We start from the raw sequence: 25,722 nt of genomic DNA, 5'->3' as shown, positions 1-25,722 counted from the left end.
TTCGGATTCTCCATTATCGGAAGTCCGGACGGGGCAAGTCGTCATACGAATCGGTTCCGACGCACGGGATCACTTGCGAAAGACGCGGTCCATCTCGCGGCGGGCATCCTTTTCCTTGATGTACTCGCGCTTGTCGTAGCTTTTGCGTCCCTTGGCCAGTCCGATCTGCAGCTTGGCCAGCCCCCGTTCGTTGATGAACAGCTTCAGTCCGACGACGGTCAGCCCCTTGTCCTGCAACGAGCGCCCGAGCTTTTCGAGCTCCTTGCGCTGCAATAGCAGCTTGCGGTCGCGCTTGGGAGCATGGTTGTTGTAGCTGCCCCAGTGGTATTCGGCTATGTTCATGCCCCGGACGAAAAGCTCGCCGTTGTGGAAATAGCAGTAACAGTCGGTGAGCGAAGCCTTGCCCAGACGCAGCGACTTGATTTCGGTACCGGACAGAACGATCCCGGCGACGTACGTGTCGAGAATCTCGTAATCGTATGTCGCCCGTTTGTTGCGGATCGATATGTTTTTCTGTTCGTTCATGAGCGTTTTTGCATCGGGGAGTGCAAAGTTAGCAATAAAAAACGCAATCCCGTGCAGGTTCGGCCCGGGCGGACCTGCGAAAGACACGCCGCCCGGATTCTTCCCGGCGGCCGGGGATGTCCGGGATGGGGTAAGGCGCGCTGTCCGGCGCTATTTGTGCAATGCCTTGCCGATGCGCCGCTTGTTGCCCTGTTTGTTCGAATAGTTGTTCGCTTTGGAGCCGGAATGGCCGCCGGCCGAATAATTCTTCCGCTGGCGGTTGTTCATATAGGGCTGTTTATAGTCGTTTTTGAGATTGTTCAGGGCAACTTCGTCCAGAACGATCCGGTTATCGGACATCGAGCGTATGTCTTTCATGATAACCTCGTTGTTGGGATGCTCCTGATTGTACTCAAAGGATTTGGCGCGCATGAATTTGGCTATGTTGCCGGCGATCTGCGTCTTGGCTTCCTCGTCGTCGATCTCCTTCAGCGCGGCGAGCATGTTCTCGATATTCTTTCCGTAGTGCTTGCGGGCGATCTGGTGCTTCGGGTACTCGATGCGGTCGGGCTTGGGATAGAGGCTCTTGGCCGTCGGGATCGGATAGGGCGAGTCGACGTCCAGATCGAAGTCCGACATGATGAACAGATGGTCCCACAGCTTGTGCTTGAAGTCGGCCGACTCGCGCAGAATGGGATTCAGGTTGCCCATCACCTCGATGACGGCGCGCGCCTGCTGGTTGCGCAGGTCGCGGTCGTGGATCGTCTTCAGGTAGTCGACCATCTGATGCACATGACGCCCGTACTCGGGAAGCATCAGCTTCTTTCTCTCGAAATTATAGTTTTTATCCATAAGGATCAGGATGCGAACCGCGAAATCGGACCTCGGCCGCGAATCGTCCGAACGGGCGACTTCATCGATTCAAAAGGTTTACCGTAATGGTCGTTTCAGATTTGAAATTCCCTTGCCGGCCGCCGGAGAGCGCAGCCGCGTTGCTGTTTTTTAAAGCGGGAGGAATTCTTAACTTTGGGACAAAGCTACTCGGTTTTTTCGGAATAACCAAAAACCGTGCGCAAAAATATGAAGTTTACCATTATTCAATATTCATATAAAATATCAAAGTTATGACAAACGTATTGGTAGTAGACAGCGAACGCAGCATTCGCAATACGCTCAAGGAGCGTCTCGAATATGAAGGCTACCGGGTCGAAACGGCCGAAACCGGAGGCGAGGCCGCCGATAAAACCGAGCATTCCCGCTTCGACGTCGTGCTCTGCGATATGGCCGTACCCGATATCCGGGCGATCGATCTGCTCACTTCTTTGCACGGAAGCGGCAAATCTACGCCTTTTATCATGCTTTCGGCGCTCAAAGGTCTCGATCCCGCGATCGACAGCATCCGTCACGGAGCGTTCGATTACATTCCCAAACCGATTGATCTGAACAAGTTACTCCGCTCGATCCGCTCGGCTGTGGAGGATAAAAGCCAAAACCGTGCCACAGTCGAAACCCCTTCGGGTAAAAAGAGTTCCGCGGTGCGCACGGGAGACTCGGCGCGGGTTGTCGCCAAGGCTTCCTGCGCCCCGACCGAGATCGTTGGGACCTCGGTCGGTATCGAGCATATGAAGCAGCTGATCGAAAAGGTGGCTCCTTCCGACGCGCGCGTGCTGATTACGGGCGACAACGGAACGGGCAAGGAGCTGGTCGCCCACCGGCTGCACGAGCTGAGTCACCGGGCCGACCGGCCTTTCGTGGAGGTCAATTGCGCGGCCATTCCGTCGGAGCTGATCGAGAGCGAGCTGTTCGGGCACGAGAAGGGCTCGTTCACGTCGGCCATCCGGATGCGGAAGGGAAAGTTCGAGCAGGCCGACGGCGGCACGCTGTTTCTGGACGAGATCGGCGACATGAGCCTGGCCGCTCAGGCCAAGGTGCTGCGGGCTTTGCAGGAGAACCGGATCAGCCGTGTGGGCAGCGACAAGGACATCGAGGTGGACGTGCGCGTCGTGGCGGCTACGAACAAGAACTTGCGCCGGGAGATCGAGGCGGGCCGTTTCCGCGAGGACTTGTATCATCGTCTCAGCGTGATCGTCATTCGGGTGCCTGCGCTCCGCGAACGTGCCGGGGACATTCCGCTGTTGGTCGATTACTTCATCGGGAAGATCTGCGAGGAGTACGGCATAAAGCCCAAGGCGATCGAGCCCGGGGCGATCGAAGAGCTCGGGAAGATGGAATGGAGCGGTAATGTCCGCGAGTTGCGCAACGTGGTGGAACGGCTGATTATTCTCAGCGGGCAAACCATTTCTCTCGAGGATGTGCGGGCCTATGCGGCGGGTGCGCTGTAAGGCGGAGTTCATATATATTTTATAAACATACAAATATTTATTTTAATAAAATATATTGTGATCCGAGTGCAGGGCCAACTTGTTCGGACTATGTCGAGGGACCGCGTTTGTTGCAGGTTGAAAGCCTATATGGCAGGTGTGCCGACGTCGGACGGATCGTTCAGGCCGGTTGAGGGAATCGTTGCGATAAGGATGTCGAAAGGCATCCTTATTTTTTGCCGGAGTCGCGGTACGGAACCTCCTTAAAATAAGGATAGAGCGGTATGGTATGATCGCACGGTGATAGTCTTCGGGCGATTCCGAACGTTTTAAACTATTCTCCGGAATGCGCCGTATAAAATGTAATGAAATAGTGATTTGTCTGAAAATGCGCCATCCTGTATTTTTGAAAATCTTCCTAATCCGGATGGCATGAGAGTGTCTTTCGGGCGAGGTGCCGGGGCAGGGCGTATCGGCGGAGCCGTAAACCGGTCGCGCGAAACGTTTGTCCGGACGGTGCGGGCCGGGAAAGCGCGGCCGTCGCCGGGATTCGGGTCGCCCGTTCCGGAAACGCTTTGGGTGGCGAACGGTGCGGCCGCTTCTAAGCGGGTCGCCGCGCGTCGATTTTGCACGGGGGAAAAGCGCAGGGCGTTTCGTATTTGGAAATTAGTTCGTATTTTTGTACGCCGCTTCGCGCCTCGCCGTGTGCCGGGCTGCGGCGGTTTCCGGAAAAGATAACTTTGAAAGGCGCTGCCGCGTCGTTTTCGCTACTCGCTTTTGAAGAGCAGGGGTGCGCAGGCCGATAATCCGCAGGAGAATATGTTTGAAAATTTGACGGACAAGCTCGAACGGTCGTTCAAGGTCCTCAAGGGCGAGGGCCGGATCACCGAGATCAATGTGGCCGAGAGCCTGAAGGAGATCCGCCGCGCGCTGATCGACGCCGACGTGAACTACAAGGTAGCCAAGACATTCACCGACGAGGTGAAGGCCAAGGCGCTCGGACAGGACGTGCTCCGCTCGGTCAAGCCCGGCCAGATGATGACCAAGATCGTCCGCGACGAGCTGGCGGCGCTGATGGGCGGCACGATGACCGACATCCGTTTGGAAGGAAGTCCGGCCGTCGTGCTGATCGCGGGTCTGCAGGGTTCCGGCAAGACGACTTTTTCGGGCAAGCTGGCCAATCTGATCAAAAGCAAGAAAGGACGGCAGGTGCTGCTCGTGGCGGGGGACGTCTATCGTCCGGCGGCCATCGACCAGCTGAAGATTTTGGGGCAGCAGGTCGGTGTCGAGGTCTATACCGAGGAAGGAAACCGCAATCCGGTGCAGATCGCCGAGAACGCGGTCCGCTATGCCCGGGCGAACCATATCAATACGGTGATCGTCGATACGGCGGGCCGTTTGGCCGTCGACGAGCAGATGATGCAGGAGATCGAGGCGATCAAGCGGGCCGTTTCGCCGAGCGAGACGCTGTTTGTCGTCGACTCGATGACCGGTCAGGACGCCGTCAACACGGCCAAACAGTTCAACGACCGGCTCGACTTCGACGGCGTCGTGCTGACGAAGCTCGACGGCGATACGCGGGGCGGTGCGGCTATCTCGATCCGCGCGGTGGTCAACAAGCCGCTGAAGTTCATCAGCTCGGGCGAGAAGATGGACGCGCTGCAGGTGTTCCACCCCGAGCGCATGGCCGACCGGATTCTCGGCATGGGCGACATCGTGTCTCTCGTCGAGAGGGCGCAGGAGCAGTACGACGAACAGGAGGCGCGCCGGCTGAAGAAGAAACTGGTCAGGGACCAGTTCAACTTCAACGACTTTTTGAGCCAGATCGCGCAAATCAAGAAAATGGGCAACCTGAAGGACCTGGCCTCGATGATTCCGGGCGTCGGCAAGGCGCTCAAGAACGTCGAGATCAGCGACGACGTGTTCAAGCAGACCGAGGCGATCATCCAGTCGATGACTCCCGCCGAGCGCGAGAATCCGTCGATTCTGAACGGCAGCCGCAAGCAGCGCATCGCTGCGGGCAGCGGTACGACGATTCAGGAAGTCAACCGGCTGCTCAAACAGTTCGAGGACACGCGCAAGATGATGAAGACGGTGGCCGGCGGCATGCCGAAAATGATGCGCCACGGCAAAAGGCGTTGATTCCGGCCGGAAAGTTCCGACGCTCGTTGACCGGAATTTTTCAGGCCGTGCGGTCTGAAATCCGCAGGCTGGGTTTCCCCCTTCGCGGCGGCGTTGTGACGGATAGCGGGCGCGGCCGATGCCGAAACGGAGCCCCGTGTCCCGTCGGACGTAGCCGAAACTTTTCCGGAGTTCCGGTCGTAAGCGGATAGAACGTGCTGCCGGGTTGCGGGCCGGAACGTAAGTGTCTGCCGGGAAAGTTGCAGGACGGATTTCGGACGGTTCGGGCCGGCGGGTTGCCGGGGAGTCCGGGAGCGATGCGACGAGCCGCTCCGGCGGAAAGATGCGCGGGCCGGGTCGCGGAAGAACCGGCGGAAAACTCGGTTTCCTCGGGCAGGGGCGGAGGACGCTTTCACGTATCCGAATATTGTTTGAAAATTTTAAGATAGCGAGCTATGCAGATTATGGACGGGAAGGAGGTCGCAGCCAGCCTCCGCAAGCAAATCGCCTCCGAGGTGGAGGCTCTCGTGGCCGCCGGAAACAGGCCGCCGCATCTGGCGGCCGTTCTGGTCGGGAACGACGGCGCGAGCCAGACGTATGTCGGACATAAGGAGAAATGCTGCGGCGAGGTGGGCTTCCGCTCGACCGTGCTTCGCCTGCCCGAGGAGACGACCGAAGAGGCTCTGCTTGCCGAGATCGCCCGGCTGAACGCCGATCTGGACGTCGACGGCTTCATCGTGCAGCTTCCGTTGCCGAAGCACATCTCGGAGCAGAAGGTGATCGAGGCGATCGATCCGCGCAAGGACGTGGACGGGTTTCATCCGGTCAATACGGGGCGGATGATTTCGGGCCTGCCCGCCTATCTGCCCGCTACGCCCGACGGGATTCTGGAGTTGCTCGGGTACTACAAGATCGAAACCGCCGGAAAGCACTGCGTCGTGATCGGCCGCAGCAACATCGTAGGCCGTCCGATCGCCAATCTGCTGTCGCAGAAGGGCTGGGATTGCACGGTAACGCTCTGTCACAGCCGGACGAAGAATCTCGCGGAGGTCGTTCGCGGCGGCGACATCGTAATCGCCGCGCTGGGCAAGGCCGAGTTCGTCACGGCCGACATGATCAAGCCGGGCGCGGTAGTCGTCGACGTGGGTATCACGCGCGTGCCGAGCGACCGGACCAAGTCGGGGTGGAAATTGCTGGGCGACGTCAAGTTCGACGAGGTGGCTCCCAAGTGCAGTTACATAACGCCGGTCCCGGGCGGAGTCGGGCCGATGACGATCATCTCGCTGATGAAAAATACACTGAAAGCGGGTCGCGGGGAAGTGTACGGAAAGTGACGCTCCCGGGAGCCTGGCACGGGGAGGAATAAACGCTCCGGCCGGGTTCTTCGCGGTCTTGTGCGATCTTGCCCCTGTCGCGTCGGTGCGGCGGGGGCGAGTCGTTTCCGGGGAAGCGGCCGGCACTTCTTCCGTTTGCGGATGCCTTGGCCGTTGAGGGCCGAATGTCAGGTGCTGCCGGAGGCGGTTTAGCATGTTTGGAAACGGTGCTTGTCCGCATGATGCCGGAAGCGTCAAGACGCGCGGAGTCACGGTGCGGCCGGCCCGGCGTGGAATGCAGCGCCCGGAACCTTGCGGCGGCGAGCGGCTTCGGCCGTCGACAAGCGGTTTCGTCGCGTCGGACCGGCTCGGTCGTGCGCACGTAACTTGTTGCGCTACGCCCGCCGTTGTCGTGCGCGCGCTTTTCATGTAGGACCGCTGCCGCACGGTTGCAGTCCGGAGGCGCGGGCAGTCCGAGGATTCTCCCGGATCGGGCATGCGGGATGGCGGGGCCCGAGCGGAAACGGCAGGCCGGCGGTGATGCGAAGTCCGGAAGCTCGGAACCGGACGAGGCCCCGCCGCGCGATAAATTTCGGCGCGTAACGGTGTCCGGCACAAGAATCTCGACAATTTTTCGTTACTTTGCAGATCACTATCGATTAACCGGTCCCTATGGAGAACAAGCGCAATATCCGACGGTGGCTTCCCGTGGCGGCGGCTCTGGCCGTTTTCGTTCTGATCAACCTGTTCTATTTCGCTCCGCAGTTCAGCGGACAGACGCTGCTCCAAGGCGATGTTCAGCAGTACAAGGGCTCGTCGGAGGATATCATGCAGCACCGCGAGAAATACGGCGAGGACCCGCAGTGGGAAGGCAACATGTTCGGGGGTATGCCGGCTTACTTGATCAACGTGCAGTACAAGGGGACCGTCATCAAGACGCTGTCGAAAGCCTTCTACTTTCTCGGCCAGCCCGCCGCGCTGATCTTCATCGCCATGGCGGCTTTCTTTTTCATGCTGCTGTGCATGCGGTTCAACCCGTGGATCGGGATCGTTCCGTCGCTGGCCTACGGCTTTTCGACCTATTTCTTCATTATCATAGGGGCGGGGCATGTGACCAAGATGATGGCGCTGGCTTTCGCTCCGATGCTGTTCGGGGGAGTGTGGTACGCGTTCCGGCGCAACATGTGGGTCGGCGCGGCGCTGACGGGCGTCTTCGCGTCGATCGAGATCGGCGTGAACCATCCGCAGATCACCTACTATTTCCTGTTCATACTGGCCGCGTTCTGGATCAACGAGCTCGTGTCGGCCGCGCGTGCGAAAGCGCTGCCCCGGTTCGCCAAGACGACCGGACTGCTGGCCCTGGCCGCCGTATTGGCTGTCGGCAGCAATGCAGGCATGCTCTACTACATCAATTCCCATTCGGCCGAGACGATGCGCGGAGGCAGCGAGCTGCGCGAAGCCCGTACGGGCGAGAAGCAGCAGGGGCTCGACATCGAGTATGCGACGGCCTGGAGCTACGGGCCCGGCGAGACGTTCAATCTGCTTATTCCCAATCTGTACGGCGGCTCGTCCGAGGGCGGATTTTCCGAGGACGGAGCGGTGGCCGACGCGCTCGGCAAGTACAATGCGCGGCAAGTAGCAGCGCATCTGCCCGGTTATTGGGGCCCCCAGCCCGGAACGTCCGGTCCGGTCTATGTGGGCGCTGCGGCGTTGCTGCTCGCCGTGCTGGGACTGTTCGTGCTGCGCGGTCGGTCGAAATGGTGGGTGGCCGCGGTCGCGCTGCTCGCCGTGCTGCTGTCGTGGGGCAACCATTTCATGGGGCTGACCGAGCTGTTCTTCCGTCATTTCCCGATGTACAATAAGTTCCGTACCGTGTCGATGATTCTCGTGATCGTCGAGTGGTGCGTGCCGTTTCTCGCGGCCGTCGTGCTGCAGCGCATCTGGTGCGGCCGGATCGGGCACGCCAGACTGATGAAGGGGCTGAAATACTCCGTGTTGACGGTCGGCGGCATCTCGTTGCTGTTTCTGCTGTTCGGCGGCGCGTTGCTGTCGTTCTCGGGCGGAGCCGATTCGCAGATGCAGTTGCCGGACGACGTGCTTGCCGCGATGCGCGACGAGCGGGCGTCGATGATGCGTGCCGATGCGCTGCGCTCGCTGGTGTTCGCGTTGCTGGCGGCCGGAGCGGTGTGGTTGTTCGCGACCGACAGAATCAAGCGGGGCGCGCTGGCGGCGGCGCTGGCCGTGATCGTGACGGCCGATATGGTACCGGTCAACCTGCGCTATCTGGGACGCGAACGTTTCGTGCCCGAAAGCGCCGTACGGATCAGGCCGACGGAAGCCGACCTGCAGATACTGGCCGATACGGCCGGCGAACCCGGATACCGCGTGCTGAATCTGACCGTCAGCCCGTTCAACGATGCGTCGACTTCGTATTTTCACCGCTCGGTGGGCGGGTACCACGGGGCGAAGCTGCATCGCTACCAAGACCTGATCGAGCATCATCTGTCGAAGATGAACTGGAACGTGTACGACATGCTCAACACGCGCTACGTGATCGCTCCGTCGGACGACGGCCGAGGCGCTTCGGTGCAGCGCAACGACGGGGCCAACGGGGCCGCTTGGTTCGTGGACGAGGTGAGGATCGTGGCCGATCCGGACGAGGAGATCGATGCGCTCGACTCGGTCGATACGAAGCGTGTGGCGGTGGTGGACAAGCGATTCGCCGGGATGCTGGAGGGCGTTTCCGTTACGGCGGACAGTTCGGCCTCGATCCGGATGACCGAGTATCGCGTGAATCGCCACACGTACGAGTATTCCGCTGCGGCGGAAGGGGTGGCCGTATTTTCCGAGATTTATTATCCGCACGGGTGGACGGCCTATGTCGACGGGCAGGAGGCTCCCTATTTCCGGGCCGATTACGTGCTGCGGGCGATGAAGTTGCCTGCCGGCGACCATGTCGTCGAGTTCCGCTTCCGCGCGCCGCATTACGAGACGCTGACGGTCGTCACGCTCGTCTGCTCGCTGCTGCTCCTGCTGTCGCTGGCCGCGGCCGTCGGCGTGGCCGCCGTGCGCAAGCGCAAAACCGAACAAACCGCTACTGAGAATGGCTGTGGACAAGAATAAGAGAATCAAGCGCCGGGTGCGCAACGCCTACATCGTTTCGACGGTCAGCATCGCGCTGGTGCTGTTCCTGCTCGGAGCCGTGGGATATCTGATCATGGGCGCGCTGAACGCGACCGAACGGCTGAAGGAGAACGTGACCGTGTACGTGATGCTCCGCGACGACATAACGGCCGAGCAGAGCGCCGCGCTGAAGGGAAGAATCGAGAAGCACGAGGGCGTGCGCGAGGTGAAGTATACGTCCAAGGACGAGGCGGCGGCTGAGTTTCAGGCCTATCTGGGCGACGATTTCGTCGGCTTTCTGCAGGAAAATCCGCTTCCGGACATGTATGAGGTGAAGGTGGCTTCGACTTCGGCGGAAAAAGAAGCTCTCTCGGCGCTCGAGAGGCAGCTGCTGTCGTGGGAGGGAGTCGACGAGGTGGTGTATCAGCGCAGCGTGATCGATCAGATTACGTCGAACATCAACAAGTTCAACCTGATTCTGCTGCTTTTCGGCGCGACGCTGCTCGTCATTTCGCTGATTCTGCTCAACAATACGATTCGGGTGACGATCTTCTCGAAGCGCTATATCATCCATACGATGAAGCTGGTCGGCGCCACGCGCTGGTTCATCATGAAGCCTTTTCTGGTGACCAGCGTCCTGCAGGGAATTTATGCCGGGCTGATCTCTTGGGCGATGCTCGCGGTGATGATCGTGGGGCTCAGCGAGGGGCTGCCCGAGGTGAACTTCGTAGGCGAGCATGCCTATATCGCGGCGATCTGCGGCGTGCTGATGGTCGGAGGCATTCTGATCTCGCTCGTTTTCACGAGCTTCGCCGTGCGCAAGTTCCTGCGGATGAATACGAGTAATGCGAATCTGTATTGACTGTATTTTAGACGCGTATGCTGTTTGGCGAACGTTTGAAAAAACAGGGCGGCCGGCTTTCCCGGTTCCGGGAAGTCCTGCCGCTGGTCGTACGCGCTTTGCTAGTCTCCTTTTTTGGGCTGGCCGTCCGGGTCCGTACGGCGGGACATACGCCGGACCGGACTTCGGACCGCCGCACGGCGGAAGGACAGGTGGCCGACGAACCGAATACGACGGGAATCTATTCGGTGATGCGCAACCCGTTGTATGTCGGCGATCTTTTCAAGTGGCCGGGTATCGCGCTGCTGTCGATTTTCAGCCTGTTCGACTGCGCCGGCGAGTGGTTCGAAGGAGAGGGACCCCAATACGGTTGGCTGTGGGCCGCCGCAGGCTTGAGCGCTATCGTGTACGCCGTTCCGAAATATCTCAAGTGCCGGACTGCCCGGTTCGACGGGTCTTCCGTACAGGCGCGCGTGCCTGCGGGCAGCGTCCGTAAAAGACAAACCGTTTTATGACGATAAGATGAAAAAGAATGCGAAACCGTCCGCTCCGGCGGATAAGCAGCGCGAGATGCCGCTGACTTTTACGAACTACAAGCTGATGCTTATCGGGCTGGCGATCATCGTGCTCGGCTTCGTTCTGATGGCGGGGGGCGGCAGCGACGATCCGAACGTGTTCAACGAAGAGATGTTCAGTTTCCGCCGGATCACGCTCGCTCCGCTGCTCGTTCTGTTCGGCTTTGCCTTCGAGATTTACGCGATCATGAAGAAACCCGAAAAACGGCAGTAGGCGATGGAGTTCTGGGAAGCGATCGTTCTGGGAATCGTGCAGGGCCTGACCGAGTTCCTCCCGGTGAGCAGCTCGGGCCATCTGCAAATCTTCAATACGCTGTTCGGACTGCAAGGCGAGGAGAATCTGACGTTCGCCGTGGCGGTGCATGCTGCGACCGTGTGCAGTACGATTGTCGTTTTCCGTGCGGAGCTGGGACGGCTCATCGTCGGTTTTTTCCGGTTCCGCCGGAATGCGGAGACGGTGTACGTGGGTAAGATTCTGCTGTCGATGATTCCCGTGGCCGTAGTAGGGCTGCTGTTCAAGGAGCAGGTCGAGGCGCTGTTCGCGTCGGGACTGCTCGTCGTGGGAGTCTCCCTGATTCTGACCGCCGCATTGCTGACGTTCGCCTATTATGCCCGGCCGAGGCGCCGGAGCGATATTTCGTTCCGGGACGCTTTCGTGATCGGCATCGCTCAGGCGTTCGCCGCCGTACTGCCGGGACTGTCGCGCTCGGGCTCGACGATAGCGACCGGACTGCTGCTGGGCGACCGCAAGGAGGATGTCGCCAAGTTCTCGTTTCTGATGGTGCTGATCCCGATTTTGGGAGAGGCGTTTCTCGATGCGCTGAAAGGCGGTTTCGCTCCGGCCGAAAGCGGTATCTCGGCGGCTGCGCTGACGGGCGGATTCATCGCCGCTTTCGTCTCGGGCTTTCTGGCCTGCAACTGGATGATCGGTCTGGTCAAGCGCGGGAAATTGATCTATTTCGCCGTGTACTGTCTGGCGGTGGGAATCGCCTCGATCCTCTATTCTCTGATTTAAAACGCTGATATTTTGAGACAACCGCTTTCTACGGATTTGCCTTTCGCGGAAGGTTACGTGCTGCCTGTCGACAAGCCGCTCGGGTGGACTTCGTCCGACGTGGTGCGCAAGGTCAAGGTACTGCTTCGCAGGCTGGGGCACCGCAAGATCAAGATCGGTCATGCAGGGACGCTCGATCCTCTGGCTACGGGCGTGCTGCTCGTTTGCATCGGCCGCGCGACGAAACGGGCCGAGGAGCTGCAAGCCGAGCAGAAGGAATATCTCGCCGGATTGGAACTGGGAGCTACGACGCCGAGCTTCGATAGGGAGCACCCGGTCGACCGGACCTATCCTTTCGAACATATCACGCGCGAGAGCGTCGAAGAGGCGCTGCGAGGCATGGAGGGCGAGCAGTGGCAGCTGCCTCCCGTCTATTCGGCCAAGATGATCGACGGCAAGCGGGCCTATGAGTACGCCCGCCGCGGCGACGAGGTACAGATGCGGCGCGCGCTGGTCCGTATCTATGAAATGCGGATCGAGGAGTTCGAGCCGCCGCGGCTCGCGATTCGCATTCGGTGCAGCAAGGGGACCTACATCCGCTCGATCGCGCGGGATTTGGGCGAGCGGCTCGGCAGCGGAGCCTATCTGACCTCCCTGCGCCGGACCCGGAGCGGGGCCTGCTCGCTGGAAGACACCTATTCGCTCGCGGAAATCGAGCGGATACTCGGAAATCGCCCGGGCGTCGGAAACGATGACGCACCGGCCGGTTGACTCCCGGTCCTTCGCTTTTCGTCTCTTCCGGTGCGAAAAACGGAGGGAAAAGACGGCAAAATGAAACAAAACGGTTCGATTTGCGTATAAATATTACTGTGTTTATTCCGAATCAAGAACTAAAGATCGTCCGATCATGAAACTATCCCAGTACAATTACAGCTTTTCGCCCGATATGCTCGCGAAATACCCGGCCGAAAGCCGCGACGAGTCGCGGCTGATGGTGCTGAACCGCCGCACAGGCAAGATCGAGCATAAGGTATTCAAGGAAATGATCGATTATTTCAGGCAGGGCGACGTGTTGGTATTCAACGATACGAAAGTGTTTCCGGCCCGCTTGTACGGCAACAAGGAGAAGACGGGAGCCGAGATCGAAATTTTCCTGTTGCGCGAGCTGAACCGCGACCTGCGCCTGTGGGACGTGCTGGTCGATCCGGCGCGCAAGATACGTATCGGCAACAAGCTCTATTTCGGCGACGACGACCTGATGGTGGCCGAGGTGATCGACAACACGACCTCGCGCGGGCGGACGCTTCGTTTCCTGTTCGACGGCGATTACGACGAGTTCAAGGCGGCGCTGTACAAACTCGGCGAGACGCCGCTGCCCAAGTGGATACGCCCGAAAGTCGAACCGATCGACGAGGAGCGCTATCAGACGATTTACGCGAAGAACGAGGGAGCCGTCGCCGCGCCGACGGCCGGACTGCATTTCAGCAAGCACCTGATGAAAAGGCTCGAGATCAAGGGCGTCGACATGGCCTTTCTGACGCTGCACGTGGGATTGGGTAATTTCAGGACCGTCGACGTCGAGGACCTGACCAAGCATAAGATGGATTCCGAGCAGGTCGTCATTCCCGAGCGGACGGCCGAGGCCGTGAACCGGGTCAAGAGGGCCGGTGGCAAGGTGTGCGCCGTCGGCACGACCGTGATGCGCTCGGTCGAGAGTTCCGTGTCGACCGAGGGATTGCTGAAGCCTTTCGACGGGTGGACGAACAAGTTCATATTTTCTCCCTACGAGTTCAGCGTGGCCAACTGCATGATCACCAACTTCCATCTGCCGTACTCCACCCAGCTGATGATGGTGGCCGCCTTCGCCGGCTACGACGCGCTGATGAGCGCCTACGACGTGGCCAAGAAGGAAAAGTACCGTTTCGGCACTTACGGCGACGCGATGCTGATTCTCTGAGACGGCGCAATCGGAGGCCGGGTTGCGCGAATGGCTAAAAATTAGTACCTTTGTCTTCGGGTCGTAGCCCCTAATCCTGTAAAATTCCTTGGAAATGAGTCACTGCAAAATTCTTTATGTCTGTCAGGAAATCACGCCTTATCTTCCTGAATCCGATATGTCCGTATTGTGCAGGGCGCTTTCTCAGGGGATGCAGGAAAGAGGAAACGAGATTCGGACCTTCATGCCCCGTTACGGGCTGATCAACGAGCGCCGCAACCAGCTGCACGAGGTGATCCGCCTCTCGGGAATGAATCTGATCATCGACAACAACGATCATCAGCTGATTATCAAGGTCGCGTCGATTCCGTCGGCCCGCGTGCAGATTTACTTCATCGACAACGAGGACTATTTTCACCGCAAGGCCATGATCCGGGACGAAGACGGAGCGTTTTTTGCGGATAACGACGAGCGGGCGATCTTCTTTGCCCGGGGCGTGCTCGAAACGGTCAAGAAGCTCCGCTGGAGCCCGGATATCGTGCATTGCCACGGTTGGTTCTCGGCCATCGTTCCGGTATACCTGCGCAATGCGTTTGCCGACGATCCGGTCTTCAAGCACACGAAGATCGTACTGTCGGTTTACGACGATGCGTTCGAGGGGGAACTGGACCCGGGTTTCAAAAGCAAGATTCAGGGGGAGGGCGTCGGCAGGAAATATCTGAGCCATTTGGACAAGCCCACATACGAAAACCTGATGAAGTTCGTTATTAACTACACCGATGGCGTGATTTTCGAGACTCCGGAGCCTCCCGAAGCGATCCGGGATTTGCTCGTCGAGAAAAAGAAACGCTTTCTGGAGTATCAGGATAAGTCAACACCGGAATATCTGGACCAGTATCAGGCATTCTACAACAAAGTGCTCGCAAATGAATAGACGAGGTAGGCTTAGGGCCGGGGCGGCGGCGCTGCTCTTTCTGTCGGCGCTCGCGTCGTGTACCGAAGTGGATAACCGGCTCGGGGAAAGCCTGATTCCCGACGATCAGCAGATGAAAATAAAGGTGGATACGGTATACGGTATCGATACCTATCTGGCGAAGACCGATTCGTTTCCGAGCGAGAGACTGTCGTACATGTATCTCGGCTCGGCCGTAGACCCTGTTTTCGGACGCACCGCGGCTTCCGCGTCGAGCCAATACGTGCTCAGTTACTACTCCTCGTCGTACGACGACGGGGATATTTTCGGCACGGCGCCCGTGTTCGATTCGCTCGTATTGCTGTTCACGCTCGATTCGTCCTATCTGGGCGATACGACCAAGACGCAGAAGTTCAACGTATACGAGTTGGTGAACGATCTGGACGATTCGGTATATTATTCCAATTTCGACCAGTCGACCGTCCTCGGAGATCAGCCGCTGTTCGATTTCGAACTGACCGGGGTTCCGACTTCCCAGCGCCGGGTAAGGCTCGAGGGGCCGGCCGTCGCGGAATTCGCCCGCAAGCTGATGGACACGACCGGCGGGGCCTATACTTCCGACTCGCTTTTCTACGACAGGTTCAAGGGATTCGGTTTCGTGCCCGATCCGTCTTCTCCGGAAGACGCTTGCGTCTACCGGATAGGCTACTCGTCGATGGAAATGATGCTTTACCTCCACAATTATATCGACGAATCGGCGACGACCCGGCGGGATACCGTCAGCGTCTATTACTCGTTCGCCAACGGTTCGACGATATATAACAACAACAGCGTCAGCACGATCCGGCACGACTATACGGAGACCTCGATGGAGCATATCAACGATACGCTGTCCGGATCTCCGGTCGCGCAATTAGGGTACGTGCAGTCCTTGGGCGGGGTTTCGACCTATGTGCGTTTCACGGACCGGTTCGTCGACGAGCTGTTGGCCAAGGTGGAGGAACCCTATAACTCGATGGTGATCAACCGGGCCGATCTGGTATGGGAGATCGACGATCCGACCGCCGGAATTTTCGACCGGGCGCCGCAGAGACTCGGGTCCTATGCCGGCTACAGCGTTTCCTTCCCCGGTATTCCCGATTATAACTATGTATACGAAAGTTCCGCCAGCATCACCCTGCAATACGGCGGCAATCTGAACCGTACGCACGGCAACTATGCGACGGATATATCCAGTTTTCTGCAAAAACTGGTCAATTCGCCCTCCGAGGCTCCCCGTACGATGATGCTGGGGCCTGCCTACGACGAGCTGTACGATTTCAAGCAAGTCGTGCTCAAGACCGGGGTGAGCGATCCTCCGTTGAGGGTCATTCTCACCTATACGTTGATCAAATGACCGAGTAGCCGATACGCAGAAACCTAAAGCGGACACTTTAGGTTTTCTCGTTTTTTGGAGAATCCTCCGCAGCAGGGCTGTCCGGGTGCGCGAAAGGTCTGCCGGCCGGGAACGAAGCCGGCCGGAGAACGAAATAAAGAAATAGAGTTATGCAAGACAATCTGGTGATCGTAGAGTCTCCCGCCAAGGCCAAGACGATCGAAAAGTTTTTGGGCAAGGGATATGTCGTCAAGTCGAGTTTCGGTCATATCCGGGATTTGGCGAAAAAGGGACTGGGCATCGATATCGCCAACGACTTCGCTCCTCATTACGAAATTTCCGCCGACAAGAAAAAGACGGTGGCCGAGCTCGAAAAGCTCGCGAAAGAGGCCAAGACGGTTTGGCTCGCTTCCGATGAAGACCGCGAAGGGGAGGCCATCGCGTGGCACCTGTATCAGGTGCTCGGACTCAAAGACGACAATACGAAGCGGATCGTTTTTCACGAAATTACGAAGAACGCGATTCTGCATGCGATCGGAAATCCGCGCGGGATCGACCTGAATCTGGTCAACGCCCAGCAGGCGCGCCGTATTCTCGACCGGCTGGTCGGCTTCGAGCTGTCGCCCGTGCTGTGGAAGAAGATCAAGCCGTCGCTGTCGGCCGGCCGCGTGCAGAGCGTGGCCGTCCGGCTGATCGTCGAGCGGGAGCGGGAGATCATGGCTTTCGAGTCGAAGGCCTATTATCGGGTCGTGGCCGACTTTTTCGTCACGGACGCCGACGGCAAACAGGCCGTTTTCAAGGCCGAGCTCAGCAGGCGTCTCGATACGGAGCAGCAGGCGCTCGATCTGCTCGAGAAATGCAAGGCGACGACTTTCACCGTGCTCGGGGTCGAGCGCAAGCCCTCGAAAAAGTCGCCTGCCGCACCTTTCACGACTTCGACGTTGCAGCAGGAGGCGGGCCGCAAACTGGGTATGTCGGTGAGTCAGACGATGTCGGTCGCCCAGCGGTTATACGAAGCCGGATATATTACCTACATGCGTACCGATTCGGTGAACCTCTCTTCGCAGGCGATCGCCGCGGCGAAAGCCGAGATCGTGCAACTGTTCGGGGAACGGTATTCCGAGGCGCGCAACTATAAGACCAAGTCGAAAGGGGCTCAGGAGGCCCACGAGGCGATCCGTCCGGCCTACATGGACCGGACCGGCATCGAAGGTTCGCCGGCCGAGAAACGGCTGTACGACCTGATCTGGAAACGGACGATCGCCTCGCAGATGGCTTCGGCCCAAACCGAGCGGACCGTAGTCGACATCGCGGTCGACGGAACCGAGGAGCGATTCGTCGCGACCGGCGAGGTGGTCCTGTTCGACGGTTTCCTGCGACTCTATTCCGAATCGACCGAAGACGAACCCGCCGACGGCGAGGAGGCTCTGTTGCCGCCTCTGAAGAAAGGCGACAGACCGCAGGCCCGGAGCATTACGGCTTCGCAACGTTTCACGCAGAGTCCTCCCCGCTACAGCGAGGCATCGCTCGTCAAGAGGCTCGAGGAGCTCGGCATCGGCCGGCCGTCGACCTATGCCCCGACGATTTCGACGATCATCGCCCGGGGATACGTGGTCAAGGAGAACAGGGAGGGCGTCAAGCGGGAGTACGTGCAACTGAGACTGGAGAAGGGCTCCATCGCGCGCAAAACGCTTTCCGAGAACGTCGGCCGGGAAAAGAACAAGCTGTCGCCCACCGATATAGGAATGATCGTGACCGACTATTTGGACACGCAGTTCGGCGATATCATGGACTATAATTTCACGGCGCTCGTCGAGAAGGAGTTCGACGAGATCGCCGAAGGCGAGAAAAGCTGGGTGGACATGATCCGTGCTTTTTACGGCCGCTTCCATACGACGGTGGACCGAGCGTTGGAGCAGGAGCCCGTGCGGAGCGGTCAGGCCCATCTGCTCGGAACCGATCCGGCGAGCGGAAAGCCGGTTTACGTGAAAATCGGCCGTTTCGGCCCGGTGGCGCAGATCGGCGGAGACGACGGGGAAAAGCCCCGCTATGCCAGTCTGAAGAAGGGACAACTGATCGCGAACATCACGTTGGAGGAGGCGCTCGATCTGTTTACGCTGCCGCGCACGGTCGGAGAGTTCGAGGGCAAGGAGGTCGTGATCGGGATCGGTCGTTTCGGTCCCTATGTCCGTCATGACGGCAAGTTCGTGTCGCTGGCCAAGACGGACGACCCCTATACGGTCGGGCTGGACCGGGCCGTGGAGCTGATCTCTCAGAAGAGGGAAAAAGACGCCAAGGCCAAGGTGCCGATCCGCAGTTTCCCCGAGGAGCCGGGACTGGCGGTGCTGAACGGCCGATACGGTCCCTATATCGCTTTCGACGGGAAGAACTACCGCATTCCCAAAGGGTATGTGCCCGAGGAGCTGACGCTCGAACAGTGCCGCGAGATCATGGCGAAGTCCAAGAAGAAGTAAAATTGTACACGAATCGAAGTCATCCGATGAAAGAAAGGAAAGCCGAAAACAGGCCGGTCGTTCGTCCCGGCGCGGTGGGATGGATTCTGGAGGGCGCGGCGTTGCTGGTGCTGCTTGCCGATTTTTCGTTTACCGCGTGGGGAACGTTCGCGCTGCCGGAAATGCCGCCCGAGTTCTTCGAATTTCGCGGCGGCGGAAGCATGGCCTCGCTGCGTGCCGGATTGTGGGTCTTGCCTGCCGTCGCGCTGCTGAGCTATCTGCTGCTGACGTGGCTGACGAGTATTCCGCATCGGCTTCCCTATCCGAGACCGGTCACGGACGACAACCGGCAGAGACTGTATACGACGGCGACCCGCATGCTTCGGGTGCTGAAACTACTGGTCGTCGTATTGTACGCTTATGCGAGCTACAACCGGATCGCTTCGGCTTTCGGTCTGCCGGTCATGGATATCTATACGTTGTATGCGCTGGCGCTGGCTGTCGTGGTGATTCCGGTCGCCGCGATTATCAAGATGGCTGTCGGCCGGTAAGGATCGCGGCCGTCGCCGGTATGCGCTCGGCCGAAGGACGTATGAAAGAGATGCGGGAGGCAGGGCTTCCCGCATCTCTTTTATCTGCCATCGGACTTTCGTTTCTCTTCCGCTGGTTTTCCGATGCAGTCCGGCAAGCGGATTCCGTTTTCGGAAACCGGGAGAGACGATTCCATCCGGTGCCGGGTTGCCGTATCGGGCTAATCGGGTACGCTCTTTCTCTTTGTCGGGACGGGAGCGAGTCGGCTTCCGCGCTGAACCCGGAGTTTCCGTTCCGTCTCCCGGTCAGAGACGCAGGATATGCGGCAGGCAGCGCCGCTCGCGGACGGCTTGCTGTCGCGATCTGCGGATTCTCCCGTTTCGGAGACCGGAAGCGGTGCGGGGCCGGAAATGCGGATACAGACTGTTTCCGATCCGGAGGACCGGTCTGCGAGGACGCGGAAGCGTTCCGTTGTTCCAGTCGGCGACCGTGTGCCGAACTCCGTTTCCGGGGGGAACTTTGTCTGCCGGGCAGGGTCTTTGCTATGGGGTTTCCCTGTAAACCAGCGCGACGGCATGAGCCTCGACTCCCTCTTCCCGGCCGACGAATCCGAGCCGTTCGGTCGTCGTGGCCTTGACCGAAACACGCTCAGGATCGATTCCCATCGTCTCGGCCAGCGTTTCTCGCATGGCGGCGATATAAGGCTTTATCTTCGGGCGTTGCAGGCAAAGCGTGCAATCGACGTTGCCTATGCGGTAGCCTTTGTCGCGGAGCATTTCGACGGTATGCCGCAGCAGGATCCGGCTGTCGATACCCTTGAACCGTTCGGAAGTGTCCGGAAAATGAAGCCCGATGTCGCCCATGGCCGCCGCTCCGAGCAGCGCGTCGCACAGCGCGTGGATCAGCGCGTCGCCGTCGGAATGCGCGACGCAGCCGCGCGGATGTTCGATCAGGACGCCTCCCAGTCGGAGGGGGAGGCCGTCGGCGAGCGCGTGCACATCGTAGCCGTGCCCGATTCTGAAGTCGTTCATAGCATGGAGTTTGTTGACAAAGTAACGAATTTATCGCTATATTTACACGTAAAAACCAAATGAAAAGCCTATGTCGGATATAGTCAATCTGAAGCCTGAGGCCGTGTGGCGCTTCTTCGACGAGATTACGCGGATTCCCCGTCCGTCGAAAAAAGAGGAGAAGATCGTGGCCTATCTGATCGATTTTGCCAAAAGCCGCTCGCTGGAGTACCGCAAGGATTCGACGGGGAACGTCGTGATCCGCAAGGGAGCGTCGCCGGGTATGGAAAACCGCCCTGTGGTCGTTCTGCAGAGCCATGTGGATATGGTTTGCGAGAAGAGGGGCGACGTGAATTTCCATTTCGATACGGACCCGATACGGACCCGCGTCGAAGACGGTTGGGTGCGTGCCGAGGGTACGACGCTGGGTGCCGACTGCGGAATCGGCATGGCGGCCGAGCTGGCCGTGCTGGATGCCGACGATCTGGCACACGGTCCGGTCGAGTGTCTTTTCACCGTCGACGAGGAGACCGGTCTGACCGGCGCTTTCGGCCTTGGCGAGGGCATGCTGAGCGGGAAATATCTGATCAATCTCGACTCGGAGGACGAGGGCCAGCTTTTCATCGGCTGCGCCGGAGGAATCGACACGGTAGCGACGATGCGCTATCGTCAGGAGGAGGCGCCGAAGAACTACGATTTTTTCCGCATCGACATCGGCGGCCTTTTGGGCGGTCACTCGGGCGACGACATCGACAAGGGACGGGCCAACTCGAACAAACTGCTCGCCCGTTTCCTGTGGCTGGCGGCGCGGCAGACGGAAATGAGGCTGGTATACCTCGACGGCGGAAATCTCCGCAACGCGATTCCCCGCGAGGCTTTCGCCGTATTCGGCGTACCGTCGCGCGACGCCAAGCGCCTTCGGGAGCTTTTCGAGGAATACGTCCGAGGCGTCGGACAGGAGTTCGCTCCGGTCGAGAAGTCGATGGAAATCACGCTGTCCGAGATGCCGGAGCCCGATACGGTGATCGATGCCGATGCCCAGCGGTATTTGCTGTATGCCCTGTGCGGGCTGCCGAACGGGGTACTGGCGATGAGCCCGACGATGCCGGGCATGGTCGAGACCTCGACCAATCTGGCGTCGGTCAAGTTCGTCGGCGACCGTCTGATCGAGATAACGACCTCGCAGCGCTCGTCGATCGAAAGCGCGCGCGACGCAGCGGCCGCGTCGGTCGAGTCGGTCCTGCTGCTCGGAGGCGGAGACGTGACGCATTCGGACGGTTATCCGGGCTGGGCGCCCGACCCCGAGTCGCATTTGCTTGCGGTGACGATCGAGGCCTATGAGAAGCTGTTCGGCAACAAGCCGCTCGTGCGGTCGATCCATGCCGGGCTCGAGTGCGGGCTTTTCCTGAGGAAATACCCTTGGCTCGAAATGGTATCGTTCGGTCCGACGCTTCGCGGCGTTCACTCGCCCGACGAGCGTCTGGAGATCGCTTCGGTCGATAAGTTCTGGAAGCTGCTGACCGAGACGCTGAAGATGCTGGAGTAGTCGGAATGATCCGTATAAGCCGCAGCCCGTCGGAAGACGGGCTGCGGCTTTTTGACGAGGATCGGCCTTATGGAAGCGGTCCGTCCGTTTTCCGATAAGGCGCGTACCTCCTGTCCCCTATTTTGTCTCGGCTTTTGCCCTCCTGCACAGAATGTTACGGAATAGCGGTTTCTTTCCCGGGGCGTTGCCTGTTTCCGCGAAAAGCATCCGAGGCGGTCGACGAGTAAAAATCGGCGGGCAGCCGATGTCGCGCGAACGATCTTGTGGGTCCGGGAGCGCTCCGGCGCTACCGCTCGGCGCGGCCGGTCGGGGGAGTTTTCTGCTCGGGGGCCAGATAGTCCCGGCGCTCGACGTGTTCGTAATACTGTTGCAGGCGCGCTTTGAGCTGTCGCTCGGCCTCTTCGAGCAGCGGCGTGCGGCGGTCGGAAACGTCTTGCCGCTGCAGCGTGTCGTTGCGCAGATAAGCCGAGGTCGTGCGCTCCCCGTCGAAGAACAGCACGAGCGAATCGGTGATTCCCTGATAGATATCCCCCGCCGAGTTGGTCGCCATGGCCATCCGTCCGGTTTCGTGCAACACGTCCCGTCCGAACGCGAAGTAGGGCTTGTCGTAGCCGAGCAGGCCGAGCAGCGTCGGCATCAGATCGATCTGCTGTACCACGCCCTCGTGACGGCCGCGCACCGATCCGTCGGGCGTGTAGATCAGGCAGACGATCCGGGTATTCCCCGTAGGGGTCAGCGTTTTCGGAGCGAACGTCTCGGACGAGACGTGATCGGCTACGAAGACGAAAATCGTGCGGCGGAACCAAGGCTTCTTCGACGACGTTTCCATAAATTTCTTCAGCGCCATGTCGGTATAGGCGACGCCCTGATGCACTTTCGTTTTTCCTTTCGGCAGAGTGTCGGCGTAACGCTCGGGCACGACGAACGGGTGGTGCGAAGTGAGCGTGAAGGCCGACGCGAAGAAAGGTTCGGGCGTTTCGGACAGCGTACGGCTCATATATTGTAGAAACGGTTCGTCCCAGATGCCCCAGTATCCGTCGAAATCGCCCGTGCCGCAAACCTTTTCGTAGTCTTCCCTGCTGTAATAGCGTTGGACGCCCGCCAGCGTGGCATAGGCTCCGAATCCCATCGATCCCCGGCCCGATCCGTTGAAGAACGAGGTCGAGTATCCCTCGTCGGCGAGCAAGGCGGGCAGCGCTTTGGTTTCGGCCAGCGCCTGTGGCATCAGTACGAACGGCGTGCGGTAGGAAGGGATGGACGACAGAACCGAAGGCAGCGCCTCGATCGACTTGTGCCCGTTCGCGAAAGCGTTCGGAAAACAGTACCCTTCGCGCATCAGCGAGTCGAGGAAAGGCGTGAAGCCCCGTCCGTCGGGATAGAGATCCGGATTCAGCAGGGCCGAATGCTCGCTGCTGAAGCTCTCGAGCACGAAAATCACGATGTTGCGCGGCCCGAGCGCGGTCGTATCGGGCTTCGGATCGTGATAGGGAGAGTAGAGCGAGTCGAGCGTTTCGGAATCGAAGAAACGGGTATAGCTCAGCGAGCGGTTTCCGAGCGTGCGCAGCAGGCAGAACGGGTTGCTCAGAATCAGGTTCGCCTTGCGGTCCGACGAGGTGTAGAGCGTCGCGTTGCTCAGCGTGATCGGGCGGGTCTGGCGGCTGAATCCGCCCCGGATGCCTCCGAGCGTCAGCGCGACTCCGGCGGCCAGTACGCCCAGATTGACCAGAAAATACCGCCTGCCTTCCCGTCGCGCCGGAGCGAAGCGAATCCGCCGGTAGCACCGGACCAGACCGAAGATCAGCGCGGTGGCCAGCAGCACGACGTACCAGTTCTCGGCCATGGCTTTCAGCACGACCGTGCCCGTGTTGTCGTTGTTGCCCAGGTACGACAGCTCGTCGGCGGTGAAACGCTTTCGGGCATAGTGGAAATAGATGCCGTCCGAGAGGTTGATCGCAAGCGCGATACCGTTGACCGTCGAGTAGAGCCACAGCAGCATGCGCTGGTAGCCCTTCCGTTCGCGGAATCGGAACGGCAGCAGCGACAGCAGGATGAACGGCGCGTTGACGTACAGGATCGACGCGGTGTCGAACGCGAGGCTTCCCCACAGCAGGTGCGGCAGCTCGTTCAGGCCGACCGGTCCGATTATGGAGGCGTTCATCAGATAGAAAATCACGCGGCACACGGCCCATGCCGCATAGAGCAGCAGCATGCGCCGGACGAAAGCCCACAGCAGGCCGTATCGCGGGGCCGGGCGCGTTTCGCGAATTCGGTTCATGGGCGGGTCACTTTCCTTTGATGATGATTTCGGGCTTGTGGTAGACGGTCGAATGGGGCGGTACCGATTCGGTCAGCCAGACGTTTCCGCCGATCACCGTGTCGTGGCCGACGACCGTGTCTCCGCCGAGAATCGTGCTGCCGGCGTAAATGATGACGTTGTCCTCGATGGTCGGATGCCGCTTGACGCCCGTGAGTTCCTTCTCGACGAACCGCGCGCCGAGCGTGACGCCCTGATAAAGCTTCACGTTCCGGCCGATGACGGTCGTCTCGCCGATGACGATGCCCGTTCCGTGGTCGATGTAGAATCGCGGACCGATCGTGGCGCCCGGGTGAATGTCGATGCCGGTCTGGCTGTGGGCGTATTCCGATACGACGCGCGGCAGCACCGGAATGTTCAGCCGGTGCATCACGTGCGAGAGCCGGTATATCATAACGGCGTAGAAGCCCGGATAGCACAGGATCACTTCCTCGGTGCAATAGGCGGCCGGGTCGCAGCTCTTGTAAAGGTTCGCGTCTTTCATCAGCCCCGCGTAGATCAGCGGAATCTCGGCGAAGAACCGGGCCGTCAGCCGTTCGCAGCAGCAGTCCATGCCGGAGCAGAGCGGCGTGATGATATGCAGGAAATCCTGCTGCAGGTTCTCCCAGCGCAGGTCCATCTCCTTGAGCGACATGCCCCGCCGGTCGCGGACCGGGAAAAGCAGGTTCGCGAGCGAGTCGACGAATCGGCGCGCGGCGACCTGCGAAGGCACTTCGCGGTAAAATACCTGCGTCATTCGGTGCAGGCGGTTCGGGAAATTCTTGATCGTGTCGGTCATGGCGTTTGCGTGTTTCGGGAAAAGTCGGGATATCGCCTGCGGCTTCCCTGCGTCAGCTTGCTGACGTACCGTTCGATATCCTGCCGGAGTTTCCGGTACAGGAAACAGTCTTTGTACTGTTCGTTGTCGAGCAGCACTTCGCGCACGTTGCGCAGCGAGTTGTTGTAGTTGCTCAGTTCGTTTTTCAGCGAGATGCCCTGTTTCGTTCCGGCTGCAATGCGGTCGATGTTCATGTCGCGGAGCTTGTCGCAGACGGTGTGCAGCAGGATCAGTACGACATTATCCATCAGCGTGTGCCCTTGCATGAACAGATGCACGTTGTTCGGCTCGACTCCTCGGTTGCGGATGTGCTGTCCGAACGCTTCCACCTCGGCGGCCCATTGCGGGTTGTGCGTCTCGAGCATCCGGACGCGCTTGGAGACCTGCCGCTCGAGCCATTCGAGAGTCTGCTGCCCGTCTTCGCGGATGTCGAGGTAGTTGAGCCGGACGCTGCTGCGGAAATCGACCAGCGTGAACGCTTTCTCGCTTTTGCGGCGGGCGGAGTAGGCATACCACAGGAACAGCGGATAGATCGCTCGGGAGTAGCGACCCATGAAGCGCTCGAAATCGAAGATCATCGTATCGTTCTTGGTCGCCTTGACGCAGACCTTGTGCAGCGAAGCGGGCCAGCAGAGATAGTTTTCCGTCGCATAGGCATAGGTGTGGAACAGGTAAGGCGTCCGGTTGACTTGGCGCGACTGCTCGTTGAAGTCCTCGAACAGGTAGTCGAAGTCGCTGTCCACGCAAAGAATGCGGTCGTCGCAGCACTCGCCGATCATGCCTAACAGCACTTTCTTGCCCTTGGCCAGGTCTTGCCTCGGCGGAACGCTGATCTCGAATTTCAGCCACTCGGTCTCGTAGTCGTCGAAAATGCCGCGCCAGAACGCCACGTCGTCGTAGCCTTCTACGAATACTTGCACGAGTCGGTACTCTCCTGTCGAATACCGCGAGGGCATCGGCAGGGATTTCGGCGACGATTCCGCCGGCTGGATCGCGTACCGGTTTTTCTTGCGCTTGCTCATGGTTTTTCGGTTC

At 59.5% G+C, this 25,722-nt stretch carries 21 protein-coding genes; 15 read left to right on the top strand and 6 right to left on the bottom strand.

Features of this window, described 5'->3' with window-relative positions:
• Nucleotides 1–69: 69 nt before the first annotated feature.
• Complete coding sequence (smpB, locus tag NQ491_RS06570; RefSeq protein ID WP_019246122.1) at nt 70–525, bottom strand: SsrA-binding protein SmpB; 456 nt, start codon at nt 523–525, stop codon at nt 70–72.
• Between the two features lie 150 nt (nt 526–675).
• The gene (locus NQ491_RS06565) at nt 676–1,356 is read right to left on the bottom strand and encodes a DUF4290 domain-containing protein (protein ID WP_019246121.1); all 681 of its coding nucleotides are present in this window, start codon (nt 1,354–1,356) and stop codon (nt 676–678) included.
• Between the two features lie 272 nt (nt 1,357–1,628).
• On the opposite strand from NQ491_RS06565, the gene NQ491_RS06560 reads away from it, so the two are divergent.
• The 14 genes from NQ491_RS06560 to NQ491_RS06495 all read left to right on the top strand — a co-directional run bounded on the left by NQ491_RS06560 (nt 1,629) and on the right by NQ491_RS06495 (nt 19,020).
• A complete protein-coding gene (locus NQ491_RS06560) occupies nt 1,629–2,846 on the top strand; it encodes a sigma-54-dependent transcriptional regulator (RefSeq protein WP_026089683.1) in 1,218 nt (405 codons plus the stop codon).
• Nucleotides 2,847–3,644: 798 nt separating this feature from the next.
• On the top strand, nt 3,645–4,967 hold the full coding sequence (ffh, locus tag NQ491_RS06555) for a signal recognition particle protein (RefSeq protein WP_026089682.1): 1,323 nt from the start codon (nt 3,645–3,647) through the stop codon (nt 4,965–4,967).
• A 434-nt stretch (nt 4,968–5,401) separates the two neighbouring features.
• Entirely contained in the window at nt 5,402–6,280 is an 879-nt protein-coding gene (locus NQ491_RS06550; RefSeq protein ID WP_019246117.1) for a bifunctional 5,10-methylenetetrahydrofolate dehydrogenase/5,10-methenyltetrahydrofolate cyclohydrolase, read from the top strand.
• 651 nt (nt 6,281–6,931) lie between these two features.
• A complete protein-coding gene (locus NQ491_RS06545) occupies nt 6,932–9,382 on the top strand; it encodes a YfhO family protein (protein ID WP_019246116.1) in 2,451 nt (816 codons plus the stop codon).
• Nucleotides 9,363–10,244: a cell division protein FtsX gene (locus NQ491_RS06540; RefSeq protein ID WP_019246115.1), complete on the top strand. Its 882-nt coding sequence runs from the start codon at nt 9,363–9,365 to the stop codon at nt 10,242–10,244. The genes NQ491_RS06545 and NQ491_RS06540 overlap by 20 nt, the downstream gene beginning before the upstream one ends.
• Nucleotides 10,245–10,261: 17 nt before the next feature.
• The gene (locus NQ491_RS06535; RefSeq protein ID WP_019246114.1) at nt 10,262–10,738 is read left to right on the top strand and encodes a methyltransferase; all 477 of its coding nucleotides are present in this window, start codon (nt 10,262–10,264) and stop codon (nt 10,736–10,738) included.
• 7 nt (nt 10,739–10,745) lie between these two features.
• The gene (locus NQ491_RS06530; RefSeq protein WP_019246113.1) at nt 10,746–11,012 is read left to right on the top strand and encodes a DUF3098 domain-containing protein; all 267 of its coding nucleotides are present in this window, start codon (nt 10,746–10,748) and stop codon (nt 11,010–11,012) included.
• Nucleotides 11,013–11,015: 3 nt separating this feature from the next.
• Nucleotides 11,016–11,813, top strand: a complete 798-nt coding sequence (locus tag NQ491_RS06525; RefSeq protein WP_019246112.1) for an undecaprenyl-diphosphate phosphatase — start codon at nt 11,016–11,018, stop codon at nt 11,811–11,813.
• Nucleotides 11,814–11,822: 9 nt separating this feature from the next.
• Nucleotides 11,823–12,563 (top strand): tRNA pseudouridine(55) synthase TruB, encoded by a 741-nt coding sequence (truB, locus tag NQ491_RS06520; RefSeq protein ID WP_187119345.1) that lies wholly within the window; start codon nt 11,823–11,825, stop codon nt 12,561–12,563.
• A gap of 136 nt (nt 12,564–12,699) precedes the next feature.
• Nucleotides 12,700–13,749 carry a tRNA preQ1(34) S-adenosylmethionine ribosyltransferase-isomerase QueA gene (gene queA / locus NQ491_RS06515; RefSeq protein WP_019246110.1) on the top strand — a complete coding sequence of 350 codons (1,050 nt, stop codon included), beginning with the start codon at nt 12,700–12,702 and terminating at the stop codon, nt 13,747–13,749.
• Between the two features lie 94 nt (nt 13,750–13,843).
• Nucleotides 13,844–14,662 (top strand): glycogen/starch synthase, encoded by an 819-nt coding sequence (locus tag NQ491_RS06510; protein WP_026089681.1) that lies wholly within the window; start codon nt 13,844–13,846, stop codon nt 14,660–14,662.
• The gene (locus NQ491_RS06505) at nt 14,655–16,037 is read left to right on the top strand and encodes a DUF4270 family protein (protein WP_081587418.1); all 1,383 of its coding nucleotides are present in this window, start codon (nt 14,655–14,657) and stop codon (nt 16,035–16,037) included. The genes NQ491_RS06510 and NQ491_RS06505 overlap by 8 nt, the downstream gene beginning before the upstream one ends.
• Nucleotides 16,038–16,186: 149 nt before the next feature.
• Nucleotides 16,187–18,490 carry a type I DNA topoisomerase gene (topA, locus tag NQ491_RS06500; protein ID WP_019246107.1) on the top strand — a complete coding sequence of 768 codons (2,304 nt, stop codon included), beginning with the start codon at nt 16,187–16,189 and terminating at the stop codon, nt 18,488–18,490.
• Between the two features lie 26 nt (nt 18,491–18,516).
• Nucleotides 18,517–19,020: a hypothetical protein gene (locus NQ491_RS06495; RefSeq protein WP_019246106.1), complete on the top strand. Its 504-nt coding sequence runs from the start codon at nt 18,517–18,519 to the stop codon at nt 19,018–19,020.
• Between the two features lie 522 nt (nt 19,021–19,542).
• Here NQ491_RS06495 and ispF read toward each other — a convergent pair.
• A complete protein-coding gene (ispF, locus tag NQ491_RS06490) occupies nt 19,543–20,031 on the bottom strand; it encodes a 2-C-methyl-D-erythritol 2,4-cyclodiphosphate synthase (protein WP_019246105.1) in 489 nt (162 codons plus the stop codon).
• Nucleotides 20,032–20,101: 70 nt separating this feature from the next.
• On the opposite strand from ispF, the gene NQ491_RS06485 reads away from it, so the two are divergent.
• On the top strand, nt 20,102–21,556 hold the full coding sequence (locus tag NQ491_RS06485; RefSeq protein ID WP_019246104.1) for an aminoacyl-histidine dipeptidase: 1,455 nt from the start codon (nt 20,102–20,104) through the stop codon (nt 21,554–21,556).
• A 286-nt stretch (nt 21,557–21,842) separates the two neighbouring features.
• On the opposite strand, the gene NQ491_RS06480 is transcribed toward NQ491_RS06485, so the two are convergent.
• Genes NQ491_RS06480 through NQ491_RS06470 form a run of 3 tightly spaced genes read right to left on the bottom strand, consistent with a single transcriptional unit; the run spans nt 21,843 to nt 25,709 of the window.
• A complete protein-coding gene (locus NQ491_RS06480; RefSeq protein ID WP_019246103.1) occupies nt 21,843–23,831 on the bottom strand; it encodes an LTA synthase family protein in 1,989 nt (662 codons plus the stop codon).
• 7 nt (nt 23,832–23,838) lie between these two features.
• On the bottom strand, nt 23,839–24,648 hold the full coding sequence (epsC, locus tag NQ491_RS06475; RefSeq protein ID WP_019246102.1) for a serine O-acetyltransferase EpsC: 810 nt from the start codon (nt 24,646–24,648) through the stop codon (nt 23,839–23,841).
• Entirely contained in the window at nt 24,645–25,709 is a 1,065-nt protein-coding gene (locus NQ491_RS06470; protein ID WP_019246101.1) for a DUF4435 domain-containing protein, read from the bottom strand. Before NQ491_RS06470 ends, epsC begins: the two co-directional genes overlap by 4 nt.
• Between the last annotated feature and the right edge of the window lie 13 nt (nt 25,710–25,722).

It is taken from the genome of Alistipes ihumii AP11, assembly GCF_025144665.1.
Lineage (GTDB): Bacteria > Bacteroidota > Bacteroidia > Bacteroidales > Rikenellaceae > Alistipes_A > Alistipes_A ihumii.
This window is presented reverse-complemented; position numbering and strand designations above follow the sequence as displayed.